The organism is Pseudomonas edaphica (genome assembly GCF_965277385.1).
Classification (GTDB): Bacteria; Pseudomonadota; Gammaproteobacteria; order Pseudomonadales; family Pseudomonadaceae; genus Aquipseudomonas; species Aquipseudomonas edaphica.
The window spans coordinates 370,286-390,590 of sequence record NZ_OZ255725.1 but is presented as its reverse complement, the minus strand read 5'-3'; the positions used below and the strand labels follow the sequence as shown (position 1 = coordinate 390,590).

Genomic DNA, 20,305 nt, shown 5'->3' with positions numbered 1-20,305 from the left:
CTGAACAGGCCGTTTTTTTTCGTCTCAAATAACCGGTGGGCGCGGTGTGTCTGCGCCGTGGTCGAGCGCGAAGCGCTCCGAGATAATCCCGTGGGGAACGCCCAATGGAATTGCGCCGGCAGTGTCCAGGCGGGCCACTTGCTCGTTCGACAGGCCGGCATAGTGGATCTTGCCGGCGCGCACCAAGTCATCGAAGCTGCGCAGTATCTCTTCCATCGGCGTGACGTTGTCGCTCATGTGCGCCCAGAGCAGGTCGATGTGATCGGTGTTCAAGCGTTTGAGGCTTTCTTCGACCGCCCGCATCATGTTCTTGCGGTTGTTGCCGAGTTTTGTAATTTATTCGGTCAAGGGTCTTTTTTGCTGCTGACATTTTCTGACAGGGCGCTCTGCTAAGCTGCGGCACTTTTTCCTTTTTCGGCGGGGTCCAAGTGTCGCGTACCACTCGTTTACTCACCTTGTTGCAGGCCCTGCGGGGCAAGAAGCGCCCGGTGACCGCGGCCGTACTGGCTGCGCAGTTGGAAGTCTCCGAGCGCACGCTGTACCGCGATATCGCTGAGCTGACGGCACTCGGCGCGCCGATTTTTGGTGAGGCGGGGGTGGGTTATGTGTTGCGCAGCGGGCTGTTTTTGCCGCCATTGATGCTCAACGCCGAGGAAACTGAAGCCATCGTGCTGGGGTTACGCTATGTGGACCAGCGCGGCGACGACGTGCTCAGTCGTGCGGCGGCTAATGCCTTGGCAAAAATTGCCGATGTGCTCGACCCGGTTGCGCAGGAAGCCTTGCGTAACCCCACGCTGCTGCCGGGGCCGCCGGGGTTTGGCTACCCGGAAAATCGCGTACCGCTGAATGTGTTTCGTGAGGCGATTCGCAACCAGGCCAAGCTGCATATCGATTACGCAGACGCCAGCCAAACCCAGAGCCAGCGGTTGATCTGGCCGTTGGCATTGGGGTTTCTCAATGAGGTCCGTGTGATCGTGGCCTGGTGCGAGTTGCGTGGCGCTTACCGTACGTTTCGCACCGACCGGGTGGCCGCAGCTGACGCCCGAGGTGAGCGTTACCCTGGCCGGCGCAGCGACCTGCTGCGCGGCTGGCGCAAGTTGATGGAACACAATGATTCAGGACCGTTCACTCCTGACAAAAACTGACACAGGGCTGGCTTAGCATGGCGCCATAAATCACTAAAAAGGAGCTGTGCCATGTCTTTTCCAGCGTTAGCCCCCGCCATTGCAGCCTACATAACCGCGACCAATACCGGCGACACCTCAGCCATTGCCCAGTGCTTTGCCGATGATGCCAACGTATTCGATGAAGGCGATCATCAAGTTGGTCCGACAGCCATTGCCCGCTGGGTTGAAGACACCGGGCGTCGCTATCAGCCCCGTGTTGAAGTGATCAACGTGCAGCATCGCACCGGCAAGGTATTGGTCAGCAACAGGGTCTCCGGCAATTTCCCCGGTAGCCCTTTGGAGCTGCGTTATACCTTCCGCCTGAACGAGCAGGGCAAGATTTCACGGCTGGATATCTCGCTGTAAGTCATACTGGCACGCATGACTTTCGACTCGCCGCTTGCCGCCTACCAATACGCCATCGCCCAGCAAGGCTTCGTGCCCGACGACGCCCAGTGCCGGGCGGTGCAAGCCCTGCAAACCTGCTTTGAGGCCTTGCACCACGGCCGCTCGCCGATTCCCGGGGTTTACCTGTGGGGGCCGGTGGGCCGGGGCAAGACCTGGCTGATGGACCAGTTCTATCACAGCTTGCGTGTACCTGCGCGGCGCCAGCATTTTCATCACTTCATGGGCTGGGTGCATCAGCGCTCTTTCCAGCTCAGTGGCATCCATGACCCCTTGCAGGCTTTGGCGCGCGAACTCAGCCAGGACGTGCGCGTGTTGTGTTTCGACGAACTGTTCGTCAGCGACATCGGTGATGCGATCATTCTCGGCCGGCTGTTCCAGGTGATGTTCGAGGAGGGCGTGGTCATGGTCTGCACCTCCAACCAACCACCGGACGAGCTGTACGCAGGCGGCTTCAACCGCGAGCGATTCTTGCCGGGTATTGAGGCGCTCAAGCAACATATGCACGTGGTGGCAGTGGACGGTGGTGAAGATCACCGTTTGCATCCAGGTGTGGGGCTGCAGCGCTATTGGGTCAATCAGCCACAAGCGCTCGCCACACTGTTCAAACAGTTAAGCGAAGGCCGGGTGATCGGCAGCGGCGTGGTCAGCGTCGGGTACCGTTCGATAGTGGCGGTGCAGTCCAGCGACACGGTGCTCTGGTGCCGGTACGCCGATTTGTGCGAGCAACCCTTGGCAGCGATGGACTTTATGCTGCTGTGCGATCGCTACAAGGCGATCCTGCTGGGTGAAGTGCCCAACCTGAGCGCACAAAAACGTCCGGGACGGATTGCCCGTGGCACCGAAGATGGTGTTCAGCGAGTAATGGCCGGTGACCGTGAGTTGCCTGAATTGTCGGTACACGATGACAGTGTGCGGCGCTTCATCGCGCTGGTGGATGAGTGCTACGACCGCAAGGTGCCACTGTTTATCGAGGCCCAGGTGCCGTTGGCAAGTCTTTACACCGAGGGTTATCTGGAGTTTGCGTTCCGGCGCACCTTGAGTCGTTTGCAAGAGATGCAACTGCAGCGGTTCGGCGCCTAGGACAAATCCCAGGCCAGTGGTGCTTGTTGGTGGGCGCAACCTTCGTCATTTCCGTCAGGTATTTGTAGCTAATCTCCTTCATCTGCGACGGGCTCCCCGCTTACAATTGTCTCCTCAAAGGGAACCGATTCCCTTGTTGTCGTGATTGAGGAAGGAAATGGACACCCCAGACATCCTGGTGCTGCAAGCCAGCTACACCAACCCCGTGCATGCCGAAGCCATTGGCCTGGTGCTTAACCATTACGCTGAAGACCCGATGGGTGGCGGTCACACCTTGCCGGCCGATCTGTTGCAGCAACTGCCAGCCGAACTGGCCAAGCGCCCCCACGCGTTCAGCGTACTGGCGTTTGTCGGCGGGGAGCCGGCGGGTCTGATCAATTGCTTTGAAGGTTTTTCGACGTTTGCCTGCCGCCCGCTGATCAACGTGCACGATGTGGTGGTGATGAATCAGTTTCGTGGCCTGGGGCTTAGCCAGAAAATGCTGCTCAAGGTGGAGGAAATTGCCCGCCAGCGCGGTTGCTGCAAGATCACCCTGGAAGTGCTCGAAGGCAATGACGTGGCGCAAGCGGCCTATCGCAAGTTTGGTTTTGATGATTCGATATTTGACCCCGCCCACGGCCGTATGCTGTTCTGGAGCAAACCGCTTTAAACACTGCGCTTAATATAGGCAGCATAAAAAAGGCGCCATTAAATGGCGCCAAATTAGCCTTTGCCAAAGGAGCGGATTGGCATAGGGGCATGCAGATTAACTAAAGATTAAATCAGCTGTTAGGCTGTTGTTCAGCGCTGTTTTGTTCGGGCTTTACAGACTTGCCGTCGGCCAGTGCTGTTTTGTCCGTGGTGCCGTGAATTTGCTGCTGGGTGAAGGCGAAGTTGTTGTAAAACTCCTTCGAGCGCTCTGAACCGCCCTCTGCGAAGGCGGCTACGGAGGTCAGGCTCATCAGGCCGGCAAGCATCAAGGTCGAAAGTTTCATGGCAGTATTCCCATTAAGAGTGAGTGGTGTTCGATCGCTCCGTGATCCGATTCATGGAGCGACTATGGGGCTGTCTTATTAAGTGGGAATTAACATGGAACGGCCCCGAAGTTAACGTTTTTGTTAACTTCGGGAATGCAGTTTATAGCCGCCAATCCAGTGCCAGTGTGATGGAACGTGGGTCTCCCCAATACACGCCATTATAAAAACCGACGCGTTCGTAATATTTTTTATCAAATAGATTGTTGACGTTAACTGACGCCGAAACGTGTTCGTCGAATTGATAGCGCGACATCAGGTTGACCACGGTGTAGGCCTGCTGGGTGATCTTGGTGCTTTCGGTGATCAGCCGGCCGTCACTGTCCCGGCCACCGCTAGGGCGTGGGGCAAATTTGTAGAAATCGCTCTGCCAGTTAACCGCGCCACCTATGGTCAACCCGCGCCATTGGCCCGGCAGGCGATAGGCCGTCGATAGTTTCAACAGGTTGAGTGGCTGGTCGGTGTTGTTGCGCTGTTTATCACCATTGACCGAGTGGGTGTAGGTGTAGCCTGCTGTCAGGTTCCAGTCCGGCATGACCTCGCCCGATGCTTCCACCTCAAAGCCCTGGACCTTGTTGCCTTTGCCGCCCGACTTGTAGAACTGCTCGCGCGTGACCGGATCCGGCGGTGCGCTGTTATCGAGTTCGGCGACGTTATCCTGGGTGCTCCAAAAGTACGCGGTGGCCAGGTTCAGGCGCTCATTGAGCAGGCTGCCCTTGAGCCCGACTTCGTAGTTGCTGCCCACCACCGGCTCCAGGTATTTCTTGCTGGAATCGCGCTCATCCTGAGGGTTGAAGATATCGGTGTAGCTGGCATACACGGTGTACTCGGGGGTGATGTCGTAGAGCAGCCCCGCATACGGCGTCCACATATCGTTGTGGGTCTGGCGAGTTTTGCTCGATTGAGTCAGCTGGTTATTGTCGTTGTACTGCGGCGAGACGCTTTCGATTTCCCAACTGCCATAGCGGCCGCCGAGTACAGCGTGCAGTTGGTCGGTGAGGCTCAGGCGCGTTGCCAGGTAACCGGCTTTCTGTTTTTTGCTGCTGTGTTCGCCTTTGAGGCCGGTGGTACGGTCGGGGAACTTGGGGATACCGCCCATGTGCCGCCAGTCCTGAATGTCTTCATAACCTTCGGGTGTGCTGTAGCGCTGAAACGGCGATGAGTCTCGCTGCTCGGATTCGCCATAACCTGCCATCAGCTCATGTTCACGGCCAAACAATGAATAGGTCCCGGCAAGGTTGAAGTCCACCACGTCCATTTTCGATGTACCGACCATCTGGTTGGTCCAGGCGTTCATGCCGCTGCCATCCGGGTTGGGGTAGCCGGCGCCGCCGTAGTACACCTTGCCATCAGTATCACTCTGGCGATGGGTGTAGGCCGCCTTGAGGCGCCAGTCAGCGGACAGTTTATGGTCGATAGAGGCGAAGGTGGTCTTGTCTTTGAGTGGCCAGGAACTCCAGTCGGCAGCCATGTTGGCCGAGCGTGACAGTCGCGCCTTGCTGCCATCGCTGTTCCAGTAGGGCAGGGTGCCCCAAGAGGTGCCTTGCACATGTTTGTTCTGATAGTCCAAGCCTACGGCGACCACCGTGTCGTCGGTCAGGTCGCCTTCGAGGATGCCGTAGCCGACCTCCCGTTGCATGGCGTAATTGTCGCGATAGGACTGGCTGTCGCGATAGGCCAGTACCGTGCGTCCACGCAGTCGCCCATCAAACGCCAGGGGGCCGCCCACATCAACGTAGCTGTAGTAGTTGTCATGGCTGGCGCCGCTGACGCCGGCCCTGGCTTGCCAGTCTGCGGTCGGGCGCTTGCGGATCATGTTGACCGTGGCCGACGGGTCACCCGCGCCGGTGGTCAGTCCGGTGGCACCGCGCACCACCTCGATGCGGTCGTAGATGATGGTGTCGGCATCCGGCTTCATGCGCCCGTAGGTGCTGAGCATGCCGTCGACCTGGTAGTTGCTGATCGAGTAGCCGCGGGAAGAGTAGCCGACCCGATCCGAGTCCAGGTGCTGCACCGTTATGCCTGTGGTCTGGCGCAGCACGTCAGTCAGGGTATTGAGGTTGAAGTCATCCATCTGCTGACGGGTGATCACCGAAACCGATTGCGGGGTTTCCTTGATCGACAGGTTCAGCTTGGTGGCGGTGTTCATCGAGCCGGTGGTGTAGGCCCCGGTGTGTTCGGTGGTCGCGCCCAGGCCTTCGGCGGTGATGCTGGTGGCACCCAGCTCAAAGGGGCGTGGCGGGGCAGGCTCGGGGTCGGTTTCAGCCAGCAGGTCCGGGCTCAGCGCGACGCTGAACAGGCCAAGGGTGAGGGTCATGGAACGGGTAAAGGGCGCGAACATCGCGGCAGACTCCTTGTCGTCTTTGCGGCCTTCTCAGTAAGAGAAGGCCTTGGCTCAAAGACGAAAGGGCGCGCGGAACTTTAGGCTTAAACGAGAATGATTGTTATCTTTCTGTTACAAGGCTCACGCTATTTAGCAACCACTTCGGAGGCGTCCGACTTCTTCGGTTTGATCAGACTGAAATCAATCAAACCCTTTTTCTGGCCGATGTAAGGGTCACCAATCAGCAACGGGCGTGGCTTGAAGCTGTCGTTCACCAGGCTCTTGCTGCGGTCCCATTCATCGAAGCTCAGCCCGGCCAGGTCTGCCCAGGTGTGGATCAACTGCGAGCTGCTGTAAGGCCGCTGCAAATCGCTGGCAAAGCTCCAGTCATGGGTTTCGCGCCATTTCGGCGAGGCGTAGGCCATGAACGGGATGGTGTACATCGGCGCCGTCGGTTTGCCTTCGTTACGGCCCAGGGTACTGTGGCCGGCCGAGTCGAACACATCTTCGCCGTGGTCCGAGAGGTACAGCAGGAAGCCGTTCGGGTCGGTCTTGGCGTAATCCTTGATCAGGCTCGACACCACGAAATCGTTGTACAGCACCGCATTGTCGTAGCTGTTGTACGTCGGCAACTGATCATCGCTGATGCCGGCCGGTACGCCCTGGCGATCGGTGAACTTGTCGAAGGTTGGCGGGTAACGGTACTGGTAGCTCATGTGAGTGCCCAGCAGGTGCACCACGATGAACTTGCGCTCGGCGGGGTCGGCCAGGGCCTTGGCGAACGGTGCCAGCACGTCGCCGTCGTATTGGCGGGCGTTCTGGTTGCGGTTGTTGTTGAGGTACACCTGCTCGTCAGCCTGCTCGGAAAAGGTCGTGAGCATGGTGTTGCGCTTGGTCATGGTCTGCTGGTTGGTGATCCAGTAGGTCTTGTAGCCGGCCTGTTTCATCACGCTGACAATCGAGGGCGTCTTCAGGTACAGGTCCGGGTTCTCTTCGTCGGCAAACGTCAGCACCTGCTGCAGTGCTTCGATGGTGTAGGGCCGCGGAGTAATGACGTTGTCGAACACCGCCAATTGGTCGCGCAGCTTGTCCAGTTCCGGCGTGGTGTTGCGCGGGTAGCCATAGAGGCTCATGCGCTGACGGTTGGTGGATTCGCCGATCACCAGCACCAGGGTCGACGGCTGGTCGGCCATGGTGTCCTTGAGGTTCTTCAAGGGCGGGATCTTGCTGGCGCTGGTGAGCATGCCCTGCATGCTGTTGAGCTGTTCGGTGTAGCGACGGTAGGCAACGATCATCTGCCATGGCACGGCCGGTTCGACACGGCTTTCGAAACCGTCGATGGCCAGTTCCATGGTCGGGTTGGTTGCAATCTGCTTGACCAGCGGGTAACCGATCACGGCCAGCACAATGGCGGTGGCTGCCAGCAGCGCCTGGCCACGCGGCAGGTAAACCGGGCGCAGGCGGGTCCACAGGAATACGGCTACTGCGGTATGGGCGATGAATGCCAGCACGATCCACCAGGCGAAGTACTGGGTCGCGTATTCGCCGGCTTCAGAGATGTTCGACTCGAACATGATGAAGATGACGCTTTGCGAGAATTCCTGCTGGTAAATGAAGAAATAACCCAGGCTGGCCATCGAGCACGCCCACAGCACCACGCCGATCAAGGCCGCGAGCAAGCGCGTGCGCTTTGGGAACAGCAGCATCGGCGCGAGCCAGAACGCGCTCAGGAAGAAGGCTTGGCGAAAACCACTGAAACCGGAGGTGCCGGTCAGCTGGATCAGGAGTTGGGTAATACCCGAGAAATACCAGAAAAACAGGAACAACCAGCCAAGACCGGCCCAATCAAAGCCTTTCGCAGACTTGGTGCTGCGTTTGAACATCGCCATCCAGTACTCCAACCCGATAATTGCTCAGTCGCTGCGCAGGAATGCACGCGACAGTGGGCCGCCGCGTGTGCGTGGCCCTATTCGGCGGGAGTATCGGGAGGAGGATGTGAAAACTTCGTGAGTTATTTCTGAAGGCTTTGTTCAGCTCAGGTTCAGCAAAGCGCAGGCTGGGTGCCGGATGCCTGATTGACCTGTGCTTGAAGGTGTGCGCGCAGACGCAGAACCTCCTGCTGCAGTTGAGCGCGTTCTTCTTTTAATTGGCGCAATTCATCGCGACGCACGCTCACGTAGAGGGTCTGTGGCGGTCGGGTCATCTGTGCTGTGCTCATTGCTTACCTCGCAAATAGCCGGTAGATCGCGGTGCCGGAACGCGTCAATCGAGGTTCTGGCAACAGTCGGAAGCAATTCTGAATTCTTTTTCGGGGCAATGGAACTTTTTTATTTTTGGTGGTCGCTGTGACTTTTTCAGCGGTGATGCTGAAACGATGGCGTTTTTTTGTCATGAAACTACACCGATCCGCTCTGGACTAACCCTCATTAGCCTCATTGCGCTATAAACTATGTCACACATTTATTTAGTAGTTAGGAGCATCAGCACATGCAACTGGGGATTATCGGACTAGGCCGCATGGGCGGTAACATTGCGCGGCGCCTGATGCTCAATGGGCATACCACCGTTGTATACGACCGTAACGAAGCATTCGTCAAAGGCCTGAGCGAGGAGGGCGCCACCGGCGTCGCCGACCTGAAGGCCCTGGTAGCCGGGCTGCAAAAGCCGCGCGCTGTGTGGGTGATGTTGCCGGCAGGCGCGCCCACCGAAGACACCATTAATACGCTCAGTGAGTTGCTCGAAGACGGTGACGTGATCATCGATGGCGGCAACACCATGTACAAAGATGACATTCGCCGAGCCAAGGCCTTGTCGGAAAAAGGCCTGCATTACGTTGACGTCGGCACCTCCGGCGGCGTCTGGGGCCTGGAGCGCGGTTACTGCATGATGATCGGCGGCGACGTCGAGACCGTGCAGCGCCTCGACCCGATTTTCGCCAGCCTGGCACCGGGCCTGGGCAGCATCCCGCGCACCAAGGACCGTTCGGCCTCTGCCGACAGCCGCGCCGAACACGGTTACATCCATGCAGGCCCAGCCGGTTCCGGGCACTTCGTGAAGATGATCCACAACGGCATCGAGTACGGGATGATGCAGGCCTTTGCTGAAGGCTTCGACATCCTCAAGACCAAAAACTCGGAGAACCTGCCGGAGCACGAGCGCTTCGACCTCAATGTTGCCGATATCGCCGAAGTCTGGCGCCGTGGCAGCGTGGTCTCGTCCTGGTTGCTGGACCTGACCGCCGACGCATTGGCCACCGACCCGAAACTCGATGGCTACTCCGGTTCCGTGGCCGACAGTGGCGAAGGCCGCTGGACCATCGAAGCCGCCATGGAGCAAGCCGTGCCGGTACCGGTGCTGTCCACCTCGTTGTTCGCCCGTTTCCGTTCCCGTCAGCAGAGCACCTACGGTGACAAAATGCTGTCTGCCATGCGCTTCGGCTTTGGTGGCCATGTGGAGACTTCCAAAAAATGACCGCTAACGGCAAGAAACCCAAGGCCGAACCCGCTCCACCCACTACCTTGTTTCTGTTTGGCGCCCATGGCGACCTGGTCAAGCGCCTGCTCATGCCGGCGCTGTACAACCTGAGTCGCGACGGGTTGCTGGGCGACGGCCTGCGCATTGTCGGCGTTGATCACAACGCCATCAGTGACGCCGACTTCGCCAAGAAACTCGAAGACTTCATTCGCACCGAGGCCGCGAGCAAAGTCCGGGGCAATGCCGAAAACGCCCTGGACCCCGCGTTGTGGGCGCAATTGGCCAAAGGCATCAGCTACGTCGAGGGCGATTTCCTCGACGACAGCACCTACGCCGACATCGGCAAGAAGATCGCCGACAGCGGCACCGGTAACGCGGTGTTCTACCTGGCGACTGCACCGCGCTTCTTCGGTGAAGTGGCGCAGCGCCTGGGCAGTGCCGGCTTGCTCAACGAGACCGATGATGGTTTCCGTCGTGTGGTGATCGAAAAACCTTTCGGGTCGGACCTTGCCACCGCCGAAGCGCTGAACGCGTGCCTGCTCAAGGTGATGAGCGAGAAGCAGATCTATCGCATCGACCATTACCTGGGCAAGGAGACGGTGCAGAACATCCTGATCAGCCGTTTCTCCAACGTGCTGTTCGAAGCGTTCTGGAACAACCATTACATCGACCACGTGCAAATCACTGCGGCGGAAACCGTGGGCGTCGAAACGCGGGGTAACTTCTTCGAGAAAACCGGCACCCTGCGCGACATGGTCCCCAACCACCTGTTCCAGCTCCTGGCGATGGTCGCCATGGAGCCGCCGGCGGCGTTTGGCGCTGATGCGGTGCGCGGTGAAAAGGCCAAGGTAGTGGGTGCGATCCGCCCGTGGTCGTTGGAAGATGCGCGCGCCAACTCGGTACGCGGCCAATACAGCGCTGGCGAAATCGGCGGCAAGTCGTTGCCCGGTTATCGTGAAGAAGCCAACGTTGCGCCTGATAGCAGCACTGAGACGTTTGTCGCCCTCAAGGTGATGATCGACAACTGGCGTTGGGTCGGCGTGCCGTTCTACCTGCGTACTGGCAAGCGCATGAGCATCCGTGACACCGAAATCGTGATCTGCTTCAAGCACGCGCCGTATGCGCAGTTCCGCGACACGGATGTGGATGAGCTTAAGCCCACCTACCTTAAAATCCAGATCCAGCCAAACGAAGGCATGTGGTTCGACCTGTTGGCCAAAAAGCCCGGGCCGGCCCTGGAAATGGCCAATATCGAGTTGGGTTTCGACTACAAGGACTTCTTCGAAATGCAGCCGTCGACCGGGTATGAAACCCTGATCTACGACTGCATGACCGGCGACCAGACCTTGTTCCAGCGCGCCGACAACATCGAAAATGGCTGGCGTGCGGTGCAGCCGTTCCTGGATGCCTGGAAGCAGGATGACGCGATTCAGGCTTACAAGGCCGGAGAAGACGGCCCCGCGGCCGCCGACGAGTTGCTGGCCCGCGATGGTCGCACCTGGCATAGCCTCGGATGAGTGATGCAGCGATTCATCCCATCCAGTTGGTGCTCAGTGATGTAGACGGGACCTTGTTGCATCCTGACCATAGCCTTAGCCAGCGCACTACCGATACTGTCCGTGCGTTGCGTGACGCCGGGGTATTTTTCAGCCTGGCCAGCGGGCGGCCGCCCAAGGCCATGCTGCACCTTATCGAAACGTTTGGTATTGATGTGCCGGTCGCGGGTTTTAATGGCGGCACGTTGATCAACCCGGATGGCAGCATCCTGGTTGCCCATCATCTGCCGGCAGAGGCGGCGTTGGTGACACTGGCGCTGTTTTCGGCCGAACCGGATGTGGAAGTCTGGGTGTTCGCTGACGGCGATTGGCTGCGCCGTGATCCGCCTGGGCCGATGATGCAGCGTGAAGCCGATGGCTTGGGCTACGGGCCGGTGGTGGTGGAGAGTTTTGAGCCGTACCTGGACCGGGTCGACAAGATCGTTGCTGCCAGCAACAACACGCAGTTATTGGTGGAGCTGGAAGCGCAGTTGCAGCCCAAGGTGCAGGGCCTGGCGCAGGTATCACGCTCGCAGCCGGTGTACCTGGATGTCACGGCCATGCTCGCCAACAAGGGCGAGGCCTTGAAAACCTTGGCCGCGCACCTTGGTGTGCGCATGGAACAAACGGCAGCTATCGGCGATGGCGGCAATGACCCGGCGATGTTTGCAGTGGCGGGTTTGTCGATTGCGATGGGGCAGGCGGAAGAAACGGTCAAGCGCCAAGCCAGTGTTGTGACCGGCAGCAATGTCGAGGACGGCGCAGCTGAAGCGATCGAGCGCTTTATTCTCGTACCGCGATAAGCCGCTTACGTTGTGATGCTCAACTTCCGATCATTGTTATGCAATGATCGGAAGTTACTGCCGCGTCTTACTTGGGCATGGTCCACGACAACAACTGATGGCCATCTTTGTCGAGTTCGGCACGCGCCTGCAACAACAAATCCTCAAGTTGAGTCGGATCGGTATAAGTACTCGAAGACAGCTGTTTGCTGCCGATGCGGGTATTGGTACGGTCGATGACGCTCAGGCTGAGGGCGCCGTTGCCATCGTGCCAGGCCACGCACTGAAAGGGCTGGAAGGCACGGTCTGCGATCAAAAGAGCTTCGTTGATGCGGAGCGGGGCGTTCATGTGGGTCTTCTCTCTAAATGCCCAGTCATTTAAGTACCGTCGGTTGGGCGAGCCAGACGGTGAGTTACTTGTACTGATGCACGATGGCAGGGTACGGGTCACATCTTAGATCAAGAAATTTCAACTTTTCGTGATTGGCGTCATGTAAGCGGCTGTTTTGAAAGCGCATTGAGTGTGGCGGTCGCGCTTGATTTTTTGGCCCCAGCGACGCCGAGATGGCTTTGTGCCCAGACTTATAGCGAAATAATACAAAGGCTGCGTCAATAACTTGCTAGTGTTAGCGCCAGGCCGCACAAACCGTTGTTTATAAATAACTTTAACAATTTTGGCGCCAAGGAATAGTCATGGTTGTTACACCTGTCCAACGACGCTTGCTTGTAGTCGACCCGTGCGACGACTGCCACCAGCTATTGCCTGGTTTGCACAGTGCGGGGTGGGAAGTGGACAGCTGCACGCTCGGCGCCGTAGGCGACAGGTCGTGCGATGTGGGGCTGTTGCGCCTGCAGCCCTATCACCTGGAGCGCCCTGAGGCCGTCAAGGAATTGATCAGCCGCAGCGGCACCGAATGGATCGCGGTGCTCAGCCAGGATGTACTACGCCTGCAAAATGTCGGTGATTTTGTCTGTGAATGGTTTTTTGACTTCCACACTTTGCCGTTTGATGTGGCACGCGTGCAGGTCACGCTAGGGCGTGCATTCGGCATGGCCCGCTTGCGCGGCAAGGGCCACACACTGATCGACGCGCAGGAACACGAGCTGCTGGGCGACAGCCGGCCCATTCGTGAGCTGCGCAAATTACTCGCCAAGCTGGCACCTACAGAGTCGCCGGTGCTGATTCGCGGCGACAGCGGCACCGGCAAAGAGCTGGTGGCCAAGACCCTGCATCGGCAATCCCAGCGTCATGCCAAGCCCTTTGTCGCGATCAACTGCGGTGCCATTCCCGAGCACCTGATCCAGTCCGAACTGTTCGGCCATGAAAAAGGTGCGTTCACCGGCGCTCATCAGCGCAAGGTCGGGCGTATCGAAGCGGCCCACGGTGGCACGTTGTTTCTCGATGAGATCGGCGACTTGCCAATGGAACTGCAAGCCAACTTGCTGCGTTTCCTGCAGGAAAAGCAGATCGAGCGCGTCGGTGGCAGCCAGCCCATCCCGGTGGATGTGCGGGTGCTGGCGGCGACACATGTGGACCTGGAAGCGGCGGTTGAGAAAGGCACCTTTCGCGAAGACTTGTATTACCGGCTTAATGTCTTGCAGGTGGTAACCGCGCCGCTGCGCGAGCGGCACGGGGACGTTGCGATGCTGGCCAACCATTTCTCACGTTTCTACAGCCAGGAAACCGGGCGCAGGCCGCGCAGTTTCAGTGAGGATGCTCTGGTTGCCCTGGGCCAACACCCGTGGCCGGGCAACGTGCGCGAATTGGCGAACCGCGTGCGCCGTGGCCTGGTATTGGCAGAAGGGCGTCAGATCGAAGCCGGTGACCTGGGGTTGCAGTGCGAGCAGGCAATTGCGCCACCGATGGCTACACTTGAAGATTACAAGCACCGCGCTGAACGCCAGGCGTTGTGCGATGTGCTCAACCGGCACAGCGATAACATGAGTATCGCGGCCCGCGTGCTGGGCGTGTCCCGGCCGACGTTCTACCGGTTGCTGCACAAACACCAGATCCGCTAGGGCGGGTAAACCGAAAAGCCCCGCAACGACCCTTATCGTTGCGGGGCTGATTGTTCCCAAGCTGATCGTTCCCACGCTCCGCGTGGGAATGCCGCCAGGGACCCTCCGCGTCCCACTACCGCTAAAAGTAATACGGAAATTTCAAGCTGAACGTAAAGTCCGGCGCATCATCGGTCATCCCAATCGACAGGTTCGGTACGATCGTCAGGTTATCCGAGGCCGCAATCGTCATGCCCACGTTGAAATACCCGGCGTTGGCATCGCTGGACACCACCGATTGCCAGTCCTGGCCGCTCTGCTTGACCTTGCTTTTACGTTGCACGAGGTCAGACACCGAGAACGACATGCTCATCTTCTCATTGAGCGCGAAGGCCACCCCGACACCGAGTTGGAAGCTGTCACCCAGGCTGACTTTGCCAGGGATCTTCTGATTGAGATTGGGGCTGATATCGCTGAACGAGTCTTCGAAGTTATGGGTGTAGGAAAGCGAGCCGAACAGCACGGCGGGGTCGAACGTCTTGACCAGCGAAATACCTGGCGTGACCGACCACACCCCGTTGCCGGTCGGCAGGCTTTCCGGCACGGCGAGGTTGTTATTGCTGGCTTGCTCGATCAGCTTGATGCCATAGGGTTCCTTGCCGGTCGGTGCCTTGACCCGCAGCGACACCACCGCATCCGGCAGGCTGGCGCTCTCATCGAGGAATTTATAGGCGATGCCGAAGTTGACATCACCAATGGTTGGGTCGCGGCTGACTGAGGCTTCCGACGTATTCTTGGCATCGCCGCCGGCGCCACCGGACTGGTAGGTCGCTTCGCGATACACCACCGGTACGTTCAGGTCGAACTGCCAACGGTTGTCCAGGTTGTAGCGGCCGGTGAGGTCCAGGGTCCAGCTGTCCGACTTGATCCGGTCCAGGTTGATATTGCCCAGGAAGATCGAGTCCAACGCCAGAAAGCCGTTGAGTGACAATTGGCGCGCGTCGTAGCGGGCATAGGTGAGTCCGGTTTCAAAGCTGAACTTGCCATTGCCAAAAAAGCCGCTGGCCTCGTTGTACAAGTTGCTCACACTTTGTGCCGGGGCGGAATCGTCCTTCAGGCTTTGCCCGTACGAGCTGTTACCGGCTGCACCGCCGGACGCTGCGCCCGCGCCGACGCCGGCCACTGTCGTACCGCCTTTCTGGAAGTCTGCAGGCGACTTGGCCAGGCGTTTGGGCGTAGGTGTTGCGGGCTGATCTTCCACTTGCCTTACGCGTTGCTCCAATACGGCCAGTGCTTTTTGCTGCACTTCATAACGTTGCTTGAGCTCCAGCAGTTCCTGCTTCAGTGTTTCGATATCGGTATCCGGCGCGGCGTACAGCACCGAAGCGGGTAGGAGCGTACTCAAACAAATCACGGCACGTAACGATAAAGATCGATGCATGAAATAAGCCGTCCCTTTCTAATGCGTAAGTGTCGAGGCTCAGCGTAGTTCAATAACCGGAGGGGCGTAGGCCTTTGAGTTGATCCAGGTTCAGGTTCTGCGTGATGTTGTTCAAACCGTTGTTGCCCATGACCACATTAAGTTGGGTCATATTGTTCACGAAGTTGCTGTTGCCCTGAATAACCGTGCCTTGCAGCACATTACCGGCACCGATTTGCTGCACCACATTGCCCTGATTGTTATTGGCCTGGAGCGCCATTTGCAGGCCACCGTTTTTAGCCGTGACCGTCACTTGGCCGGCGGCTGTGCCTCCGGTGATCGGCTGGCCGGCAATCAATGCCTGACCCGACTGCACGTAGTTGGCGGGCGCCAGGCCGTTTTTCGTCACGTTGATATCCACGCCGTTGTTGGCCGTGTTGCCATCGCCCGCTGCGCGCACGCTTTGCGTGACACCCTGGCCGGTGCCGAGGCCGGCGCCGCCGACGACGGTGCCCTTGCCGTCAGGCTGTTTGATCACGCCGGTGCCGTCGTTACCGGTGATTTGCACGTAGAATTGCGGGGTGACGGTGGAAGCGTTGACTTGCATGTCGGCGGTGCCGGTCACGGTCGCGCCGGCGGCATTGGTCCAGGTGCTGCTCATCACAATGCCAAAGCTGATAATCCGCCCGGGCATCACATAGCGCCCGCGCAACTCGGCCATTTCCGCGTCCTTGAGCTCGATCGGCTTAAATGCCGAAGAAGCATAGGCAGGTGCTGCGGCTGCCAGGCACATGACCGTCAGCCAGCGTCGAGTGTTCATCGTTTGCTCCTGGAGCGTCCTGCTCCTTATTGCGCTTCTAGAAGAAGTCGCTCTGGATAAAACCGAAGTCCATCAATTCACTGTCGCGTACCGGGCTGAACTCGTTGAACTGGTTCTTGGCCGTCAGCGGCGCGCGGGGTGTGAGCAAGGCGTTGGCCTTGTCGTAACCCTCACCGATCACCGCGAACACGATGCCGTTCCAGCCCTTGACGAAATCGTTCTTGGCATAGCGCTTGTTGCCCAGCACGGGGTCGCCGATATACACCCAGTCTTTGTCGGCCCGTTGCAGCACGACAAAGTGCTTGTAGCCACGAATGTCCAGCAACACCACCACCGGCACTTTCACGGTGACGAGTACCTCAGGCGTAATCCGGTAGCCCTTGGCGCGCATGTGGATGCTTTCCAGGTAGCGCTTCATGTCGAGCATCGAGAAGCCTTGGGTGCGCACCAGGTTCTGGTCGGCATTGACCAGCATGCCCTTGATCACGTGGTCTTCATCCACGTCCATCCAATAGGCTTGGCGCAGGATGGTTGCCAGCGCGGCGGCGCCGCAGCTGAAATCGGTTTTTTGTTCCACCAGGTTGGCGAATTTGCGCTCGCGGATGCTTTCGACCTTCTTGTACACCACCGCGCCGTTTGGCATGACAACGGCCATTTGCGCCGCCCAGGTCGGGCCGGTGAGTGCGAACAAGAGGAGGGCAGCTGTGAGGCGCATGATCGTATGACCTGCTGGACACTGGAAATAAAAAGGGCCTTGTTGCCAAGGCCCGATCTGAATCAGAAGCGAGTGATTGCTACGTTGTTCTGACCTTGGTTGTTGCTGCCCGACAGAACGTTGGAGTTCGACACCCCAGAGCTGTAGTTCATCGAGTTGTTCACGCTGGCGTTGTTGACCACCGGTTTGGTGCTGCCCCAGCCGTGGCCGCTGGCCAGGTTGAGGGTCAGGTTGCCCGACACATCCTGCACGCCAGTGACGGCTGCAGCACCGCTGTCGCCATTACCCGAGGCAATTGCAACGCTGTTGCTGCCTTGGTTGGAGGTGCCCGATGCGGCGTTCAGCTGAATCACGCCTGAAGCGTGGTTGCCGCTGTCGTTAAGGGACGCGTTGTTTCTAGTGCCGCTGTTGGCCACAAAGTTACCGGTGTTCGATTGAGCGGTACCGGTGGCGGCGAATACGAAATCCGCATCCCCGGAAACGATGGCAACGTCGTTTTTGCCTTGGTTGTTGTCGCCGCTCAGCACGTTGCCGTTGGCCACGCCACTGATGTTGTTGTAGGAATCATTGGCCGAGGCGTTGTTTTTGGTTTTGTCATTAAGTACCACGTTGCCATGGTTGCTCTGACCGTCCTGTGTGGTCGCAGCAGCCGTGGTAGGCGCGTGATAACCGCCCGCTTGAGCAGCAACAGCCATGAGCGCAGCGAGAGCAAAAGCCAGTGGTTTAAGAGCCATTGAAGTTTTCATGGTGTATCTCCTTGCTTCTAATTAGTTGGTTAAGTGTTGGTACGGTCTAGCTATGGACTCAGCTCCATCAGTTGAGTCGTAAGTTCAGGGTGTTAGCCACTCGGTTCCCCACCCCGGCGCTCTGGTTGACCTGAACCACTCCACGGCTGCCGGTGAAGGCCTGGTCGCTGGTAACGACCTGGCGGCTGCCAGTGGTAGGGGTCAACCCTGAGTCGGTTGCAAGCGCAACGTTCTGTTGCGACATGACGCTGTCGTCGATGCTTTGCGGGCCAGCACTCACGCTGATGCGCACGGCATTGATCATCTGGTTCTGGGCCCCGGCGGACTGGTTGACACTCAGTGCACCGTTGCCATTACTGAAGGAGTTGCCCTGGATCGCAGCATTGGCGTTCAGGGAGCGGTCGGTGGGCGCGCCGCTGATTTTTTGCGTGACGGCGATGTTCGCCCGGGCATTGTGGCCCACCGCAATAGCGACGTTGTTGCTCAGTTGTTGCTGGTCACCCGCGGCCTGGTTGATCGTCACCACACCGTTGTACTGCTGGCCCGAGTTATCAATGGTTGCGTTGTTATTGCTGTCGGCCATCGCCGCTGTGCAACCGAGCGCTGCTAGAAGCATCCAGGAGTGGTTCATTTCATTGCTCCCCCCACCATGCCGCTGATGTTGTTCAGAGGGGCGAGCCCGCTGGATATCGCACCGTTGACCGTGCCTGCAATACCGCTGCCGCTACTGCCGTGGCCGGCTGCTCCCGCTGCGCCGAGGTTGTTGGCGCCACCGAGCGAGTTCAAACCGGTAATGTCACCGTTTGGCATGATGCTGCGCGTAATGCTGGAACCGCTGCTGATACCGGCAATGTCGTTATCACTGAGCTCATGGTTCATGGCGCGATTGACTTGGGCCGAAGGGTTGGCATTCACGGTATTGGGGTAGGGGTCTTGGCCGCGTGAGCGACCGATTGCATAAGGTTGAACCTGGCGTTCAACCACGATCACACCATCACCGGCCGCGAGCACTGGAACGCTCACGCTGGCACTCAGTGCACAGCTGATCAGCAGGAGGCTCAGTGAGCCCTTATTGTGTGTGTCCATGGCAGTGTTCCTTGTTCTTCACGCTGACCCTAAACAGCGTTATCAGGAACAGAGCAGAACGCGTGCCGCTTTTTATTTATTGTTTATATTCATAGGGTTGGAGATAAAACGAGGCAAAGTGATGGCGGTGCTGTTTCAGGGTTGAAACAGTGTCGCCGTCAAGGGGCATGCCCGGCCCCGCCTCAAGGGTGTCTCAGCGATGTAACACTGCACGTGACAAAGCCATGAATGCGCACCGGGCGGGCGATTCAAGCGAGGGAGGTGTTTCAAAAATGGACACTTGGGCGCGAGCAAACTCACCGTTGCCGGCAGGCAGACTCAGCCCTTGGGGGCTTTACGCGGTATGGAATTGAGGACCGTGTTGCCGTCCTGGTTCTGGGTCAGGTAGACCGGCAGTACCTTGGGCAGGGAAGGCACGAGGTTGTTGACCTCGTTGATGTTGTAGATGCCGCCGATGCGAATCGCCCCGGTACTGGCATCTGCCAGCATCACCGGTTTGTTCAGGTAGCGGTTGATCAGCGGCAACGCGTCCGTCAGGGCCAGGTTGTCGAGTACCAGTTTGCCCTGGCGCCAGGCCAGGGTCGAATCATTGGGGTTAATCGCAGCGATTTGCGGGGTGGCATCGCCCAGGTTGTAAGTGGCCTGCATGCCTGGGGTAAGGGGCACGCTGGCGTGCTGCTTGTCACTTGAAATCTGCACCGAGCCTTCAAGCAACATCACCCGCACCTGGTCTTCATATTTCCAGACGTTGAACTGAGTGCCGGTCACCCGAACCTGGCCTTCGCCCGCCTTGACGATAAACGGGTGAAGGCGGTCATGGGTGACTTTGAAAAACGCTTCGCCCTTGTTCAAGGTCACGCGGCGTTGATCCTTGTAATGGCTGTAGACCAGTTCGGTGCCCAGGTTCAATTCAACCTGGCTGCCGTCGCCGAGGGTGACTTTGCGCAAGCCCGTGTCGGCTTCGAAATGCTCATAGGAACTGGGCAACCAGCCCGCTTCCCAGCCGGTAAAGGCGGCCAGCGGCAGGGCGGCGAGGCATATCGCGGCGGCCACCGCGTAAGTGCGCAAGCGGCTGCGCGGTTTGAACGGCAGCACAACCGCAGCAGGTTCGCTGCGTGGCAGGTGGTCAGCCACGTCCCAGATTTCCAGCATGGCCGCATACTCAAAGGCATGCAGTGGATGGGCGTCGTGCCATTGTTCAAAAGCCCGACGCTCGCCCGCCGTGCAATCACTGGCATGCAGGCGCATGCACCAATGCGCGGCGGCATCGGTGATCGCGTCATAGTCGTCTTCTGAAAGGGGCTGTTGAGTCATTAAACCGTCCTGATTTCCCACATTCTAACCTCCCAAGGCGGATGGCGAGAACAGCCGTCATGGCGATTGCACATCAATTGGAACTTATTCTCGTTTGGAAACATCAGAAAACACAGGACACGAGTCCGTCATTCCCACAATGGAGAACGAATATGCTGAAGAAAACCTTAGTCGCCCTGTGTGCAACCACCGCACTGCTCAGCGCCGGCGCCGCCCTGGCCGATAAGCCGGGCGCGGGCTGGATCACCATCGAAAAAGCCATTGAAACCGCCAAGACCAAGGCCGGCTATGTCGAGGTCTACAAAGCCGAAGCCGATGACAACGGTTACTGGGAAGTCAAAGGGCGCAAGTCCGATGGCATCGTGTATGAAGCGCGTATCGATGGCGCCTCCGGCAACGTTCTGCGCGATCAGAAAGACTGACGC

General features: G+C 58.6%; 21 protein-coding genes and 1 pseudogene. 9 read left to right on the top strand and 13 right to left on the bottom strand.

The window, feature by feature from the left end:
* Positions 1-123 precede the first annotated feature (123 nt).
* Positions 124-336: pseudogene (locus ACQY47_RS01760) on the bottom strand (aldo/keto reductase); the annotation flags it as partial.
* A gap of 92 nt (positions 337-428) precedes the next feature.
* Here ACQY47_RS01760 and ACQY47_RS01755 point away from each other — a divergent pair.
* The 4 genes from ACQY47_RS01755 (at position 429) to ACQY47_RS01740 (ending at position 3,303) form a co-directional block, all read left to right on the top strand.
* Complete coding sequence (locus tag ACQY47_RS01755; protein ID WP_017138113.1) at positions 429-1,145, top strand: helix-turn-helix transcriptional regulator; 717 nt, start codon at positions 429-431, stop codon at positions 1,143-1,145.
* A gap of 51 nt (positions 1,146-1,196) precedes the next feature.
* Positions 1,197-1,532, top strand: coding sequence for a nuclear transport factor 2 family protein (locus tag ACQY47_RS01750; RefSeq protein ID WP_017138114.1), 336 nt, complete (start codon positions 1,197-1,199; stop codon positions 1,530-1,532).
* Positions 1,533-1,547: 15 nt separating this feature from the next.
* Positions 1,548-2,654, top strand: coding sequence for a cell division protein ZapE (gene zapE / locus ACQY47_RS01745; protein WP_428555040.1), 1,107 nt, complete (start codon positions 1,548-1,550; stop codon positions 2,652-2,654).
* 157 nt (positions 2,655-2,811) lie between these two features.
* On the top strand, positions 2,812-3,303 hold the full coding sequence (locus ACQY47_RS01740; RefSeq protein WP_017138116.1) for a GNAT family N-acetyltransferase: 492 nt from the start codon (positions 2,812-2,814) through the stop codon (positions 3,301-3,303).
* A gap of 112 nt (positions 3,304-3,415) precedes the next feature.
* Here ACQY47_RS01740 and ACQY47_RS01735 read toward each other — a convergent pair whose 3' ends face one another.
* From ACQY47_RS01735 to ACQY47_RS01720, 4 genes are all read right to left on the bottom strand, one after another.
* Positions 3,416-3,628: a hypothetical protein gene (locus ACQY47_RS01735; protein WP_017138117.1), complete on the bottom strand. Its 213-nt coding sequence runs from the start codon at positions 3,626-3,628 to the stop codon at positions 3,416-3,418.
* Positions 3,629-3,770: 142 nt separating this feature from the next.
* Positions 3,771-6,008 carry a TonB-dependent siderophore receptor gene (locus ACQY47_RS01730; protein WP_428555035.1) on the bottom strand — a complete coding sequence of 746 codons (2,238 nt, stop codon included), beginning with the start codon at positions 6,006-6,008 and terminating at the stop codon, positions 3,771-3,773.
* Between the two features lie 128 nt (positions 6,009-6,136).
* Positions 6,137-7,879 carry a phosphoethanolamine transferase CptA gene (locus tag ACQY47_RS01725; protein WP_099549301.1) on the bottom strand — a complete coding sequence of 581 codons (1,743 nt, stop codon included), beginning with the start codon at positions 7,877-7,879 and terminating at the stop codon, positions 6,137-6,139.
* A 152-nt stretch (positions 7,880-8,031) separates the two neighbouring features.
* Positions 8,032-8,208 carry a DUF6026 family protein gene (locus ACQY47_RS01720; RefSeq protein ID WP_428555032.1) on the bottom strand — a complete coding sequence of 59 codons (177 nt, stop codon included), beginning with the start codon at positions 8,206-8,208 and terminating at the stop codon, positions 8,032-8,034.
* Between the two features lie 269 nt (positions 8,209-8,477).
* On the opposite strand from ACQY47_RS01720, the gene gnd reads away from it, so the two are divergent.
* From gnd to ACQY47_RS01705, 3 genes are read left to right on the top strand one after another with little or no spacing between them, the layout of a single operon-like run.
* Positions 8,478-9,461, top strand: coding sequence for a phosphogluconate dehydrogenase (NAD(+)-dependent, decarboxylating) (gnd, locus tag ACQY47_RS01715; protein WP_017138121.1), 984 nt, complete (start codon positions 8,478-8,480; stop codon positions 9,459-9,461).
* Positions 9,458-10,981: a glucose-6-phosphate dehydrogenase gene (zwf, locus tag ACQY47_RS01710; protein ID WP_017138122.1), complete on the top strand. Its 1,524-nt coding sequence runs from the start codon at positions 9,458-9,460 to the stop codon at positions 10,979-10,981. The genes gnd and zwf overlap by 4 nt, the downstream gene beginning before the upstream one ends.
* Positions 10,978-11,802, top strand: coding sequence for an HAD family hydrolase (locus ACQY47_RS01705; RefSeq protein ID WP_428555027.1), 825 nt, complete (start codon positions 10,978-10,980; stop codon positions 11,800-11,802). The genes zwf and ACQY47_RS01705 overlap by 4 nt, the downstream gene beginning before the upstream one ends.
* Before the next feature lie 67 nt (positions 11,803-11,869).
* On the opposite strand, the gene ACQY47_RS01700 is transcribed toward ACQY47_RS01705, so the two are convergent.
* Entirely contained in the window at positions 11,870-12,130 is a 261-nt protein-coding gene (locus tag ACQY47_RS01700) for a hypothetical protein (RefSeq protein ID WP_170039662.1), read from the bottom strand.
* Positions 12,131-12,474: 344 nt separating this feature from the next.
* Between ACQY47_RS01700 and ACQY47_RS01695 the strand changes: the two genes are divergently transcribed.
* Positions 12,475-13,800, top strand: coding sequence for a sigma-54 dependent transcriptional regulator (locus ACQY47_RS01695; protein WP_099549303.1), 1,326 nt, complete (start codon positions 12,475-12,477; stop codon positions 13,798-13,800).
* Positions 13,801-13,921: 121 nt separating this feature from the next.
* Here ACQY47_RS01695 and ACQY47_RS01690 read toward each other — a convergent pair whose 3' ends face one another.
* The 7 genes from ACQY47_RS01690 to ACQY47_RS01660 form a co-directional block, all read right to left on the bottom strand.
* Entirely contained in the window at positions 13,922-15,220 is a 1,299-nt protein-coding gene (locus ACQY47_RS01690; protein WP_099549304.1) for a transporter, read from the bottom strand.
* Positions 15,221-15,269: 49 nt separating this feature from the next.
* Positions 15,270-16,019: a hypothetical protein gene (locus ACQY47_RS01685; RefSeq protein ID WP_099549305.1), complete on the bottom strand. Its 750-nt coding sequence runs from the start codon at positions 16,017-16,019 to the stop codon at positions 15,270-15,272.
* A gap of 37 nt (positions 16,020-16,056) precedes the next feature.
* Positions 16,057-16,734 carry a C39 family peptidase gene (locus ACQY47_RS01680; protein WP_017138128.1) on the bottom strand — a complete coding sequence of 226 codons (678 nt, stop codon included), beginning with the start codon at positions 16,732-16,734 and terminating at the stop codon, positions 16,057-16,059.
* 62 nt (positions 16,735-16,796) lie between these two features.
* Positions 16,797-17,480: a hypothetical protein gene (locus tag ACQY47_RS01675; protein WP_017138129.1), complete on the bottom strand. Its 684-nt coding sequence runs from the start codon at positions 17,478-17,480 to the stop codon at positions 16,797-16,799.
* 67 nt (positions 17,481-17,547) lie between these two features.
* Positions 17,548-18,111, bottom strand: a complete 564-nt coding sequence (locus tag ACQY47_RS01670) for a hypothetical protein (RefSeq protein WP_017138130.1) — start codon at positions 18,109-18,111, stop codon at positions 17,548-17,550.
* A complete protein-coding gene (locus ACQY47_RS01665) occupies positions 18,108-18,566 on the bottom strand; it encodes a hypothetical protein (protein ID WP_017138131.1) in 459 nt (152 codons plus the stop codon). The genes ACQY47_RS01670 and ACQY47_RS01665 overlap by 4 nt, the downstream gene beginning before the upstream one ends.
* Before the next feature lie 318 nt (positions 18,567-18,884).
* Entirely contained in the window at positions 18,885-19,880 is a 996-nt protein-coding gene (locus tag ACQY47_RS01660; protein WP_186617750.1) for a FecR family protein, read from the bottom strand.
* Between the two features lie 152 nt (positions 19,881-20,032).
* Here ACQY47_RS01660 and ACQY47_RS01655 point away from each other — a divergent pair, with 152 nt between their 5' ends.
* Entirely contained in the window at positions 20,033-20,302 is a 270-nt protein-coding gene (locus ACQY47_RS01655) for a PepSY domain-containing protein (protein WP_017138134.1), read from the top strand.
* Positions 20,303-20,305: the final 3 nt, after the last annotated feature.

Coding starts and splice junctions, on each gene's coding strand:
- ACQY47_RS01655 (WP_017138134.1), top strand. CDS start 20,033: ATGCTGAAGAAAACCTTAGTCGCCCTGTGTGCAACCACCGCACTGCTC.
- gnd (WP_017138121.1), top strand. CDS start 8,478: ATGCAACTGGGGATTATCGGACTAGGCCGCATGGGCGGTAACATTGCG.
- zwf (WP_017138122.1), top strand. CDS start 9,458: ATGACCGCTAACGGCAAGAAACCCAAGGCCGAACCCGCTCCACCCACT.
- ACQY47_RS01700 (WP_170039662.1), bottom strand. CDS start 12,130: ATGAACGCCCCGCTCCGCATCAACGAAGCTCTTTTGATCGCAGACCGT.
- ACQY47_RS01675 (WP_017138129.1), bottom strand. CDS start 17,480: ATGAAAACTTCAATGGCTCTTAAACCACTGGCTTTTGCTCTCGCTGCG.
- ACQY47_RS01665 (WP_017138131.1), bottom strand. CDS start 18,566: ATGGACACACACAATAAGGGCTCACTGAGCCTCCTGCTGATCAGCTGT.
- ACQY47_RS01690 (WP_099549304.1), bottom strand. CDS start 15,220: ATGCATCGATCTTTATCGTTACGTGCCGTGATTTGTTTGAGTACGCTC.
- ACQY47_RS01660 (WP_186617750.1), bottom strand. CDS start 19,880: ATGACTCAACAGCCCCTTTCAGAAGACGACTATGACGCGATCACCGAT.
- ACQY47_RS01680 (WP_017138128.1), bottom strand. CDS start 16,734: ATGCGCCTCACAGCTGCCCTCCTCTTGTTCGCACTCACCGGCCCGACC.
- ACQY47_RS01725 (WP_099549301.1), bottom strand. CDS start 7,879: ATGGCGATGTTCAAACGCAGCACCAAGTCTGCGAAAGGCTTTGATTGG.
- ACQY47_RS01695 (WP_099549303.1), top strand. CDS start 12,475: ATGGTTGTTACACCTGTCCAACGACGCTTGCTTGTAGTCGACCCGTGC.
- ACQY47_RS01705 (WP_428555027.1), top strand. CDS start 10,978: ATGAGTGATGCAGCGATTCATCCCATCCAGTTGGTGCTCAGTGATGTA.
- ACQY47_RS01670 (WP_017138130.1), bottom strand. CDS start 18,111: ATGAACCACTCCTGGATGCTTCTAGCAGCGCTCGGTTGCACAGCGGCG.
- zapE (WP_428555040.1), top strand. CDS start 1,548: ATGACTTTCGACTCGCCGCTTGCCGCCTACCAATACGCCATCGCCCAG.
- ACQY47_RS01740 (WP_017138116.1), top strand. CDS start 2,812: ATGGACACCCCAGACATCCTGGTGCTGCAAGCCAGCTACACCAACCCC.
- ACQY47_RS01720 (WP_428555032.1), bottom strand. CDS start 8,208: ATGAGCACAGCACAGATGACCCGACCGCCACAGACCCTCTACGTGAGC.
- ACQY47_RS01750 (WP_017138114.1), top strand. CDS start 1,197: ATGTCTTTTCCAGCGTTAGCCCCCGCCATTGCAGCCTACATAACCGCG.
- ACQY47_RS01735 (WP_017138117.1), bottom strand. CDS start 3,628: ATGAAACTTTCGACCTTGATGCTTGCCGGCCTGATGAGCCTGACCTCC.
- ACQY47_RS01730 (WP_428555035.1), bottom strand. CDS start 6,008: ATGTTCGCGCCCTTTACCCGTTCCATGACCCTCACCCTTGGCCTGTTC.
- ACQY47_RS01685 (WP_099549305.1), bottom strand. CDS start 16,019: ATGAACACTCGACGCTGGCTGACGGTCATGTGCCTGGCAGCCGCAGCA.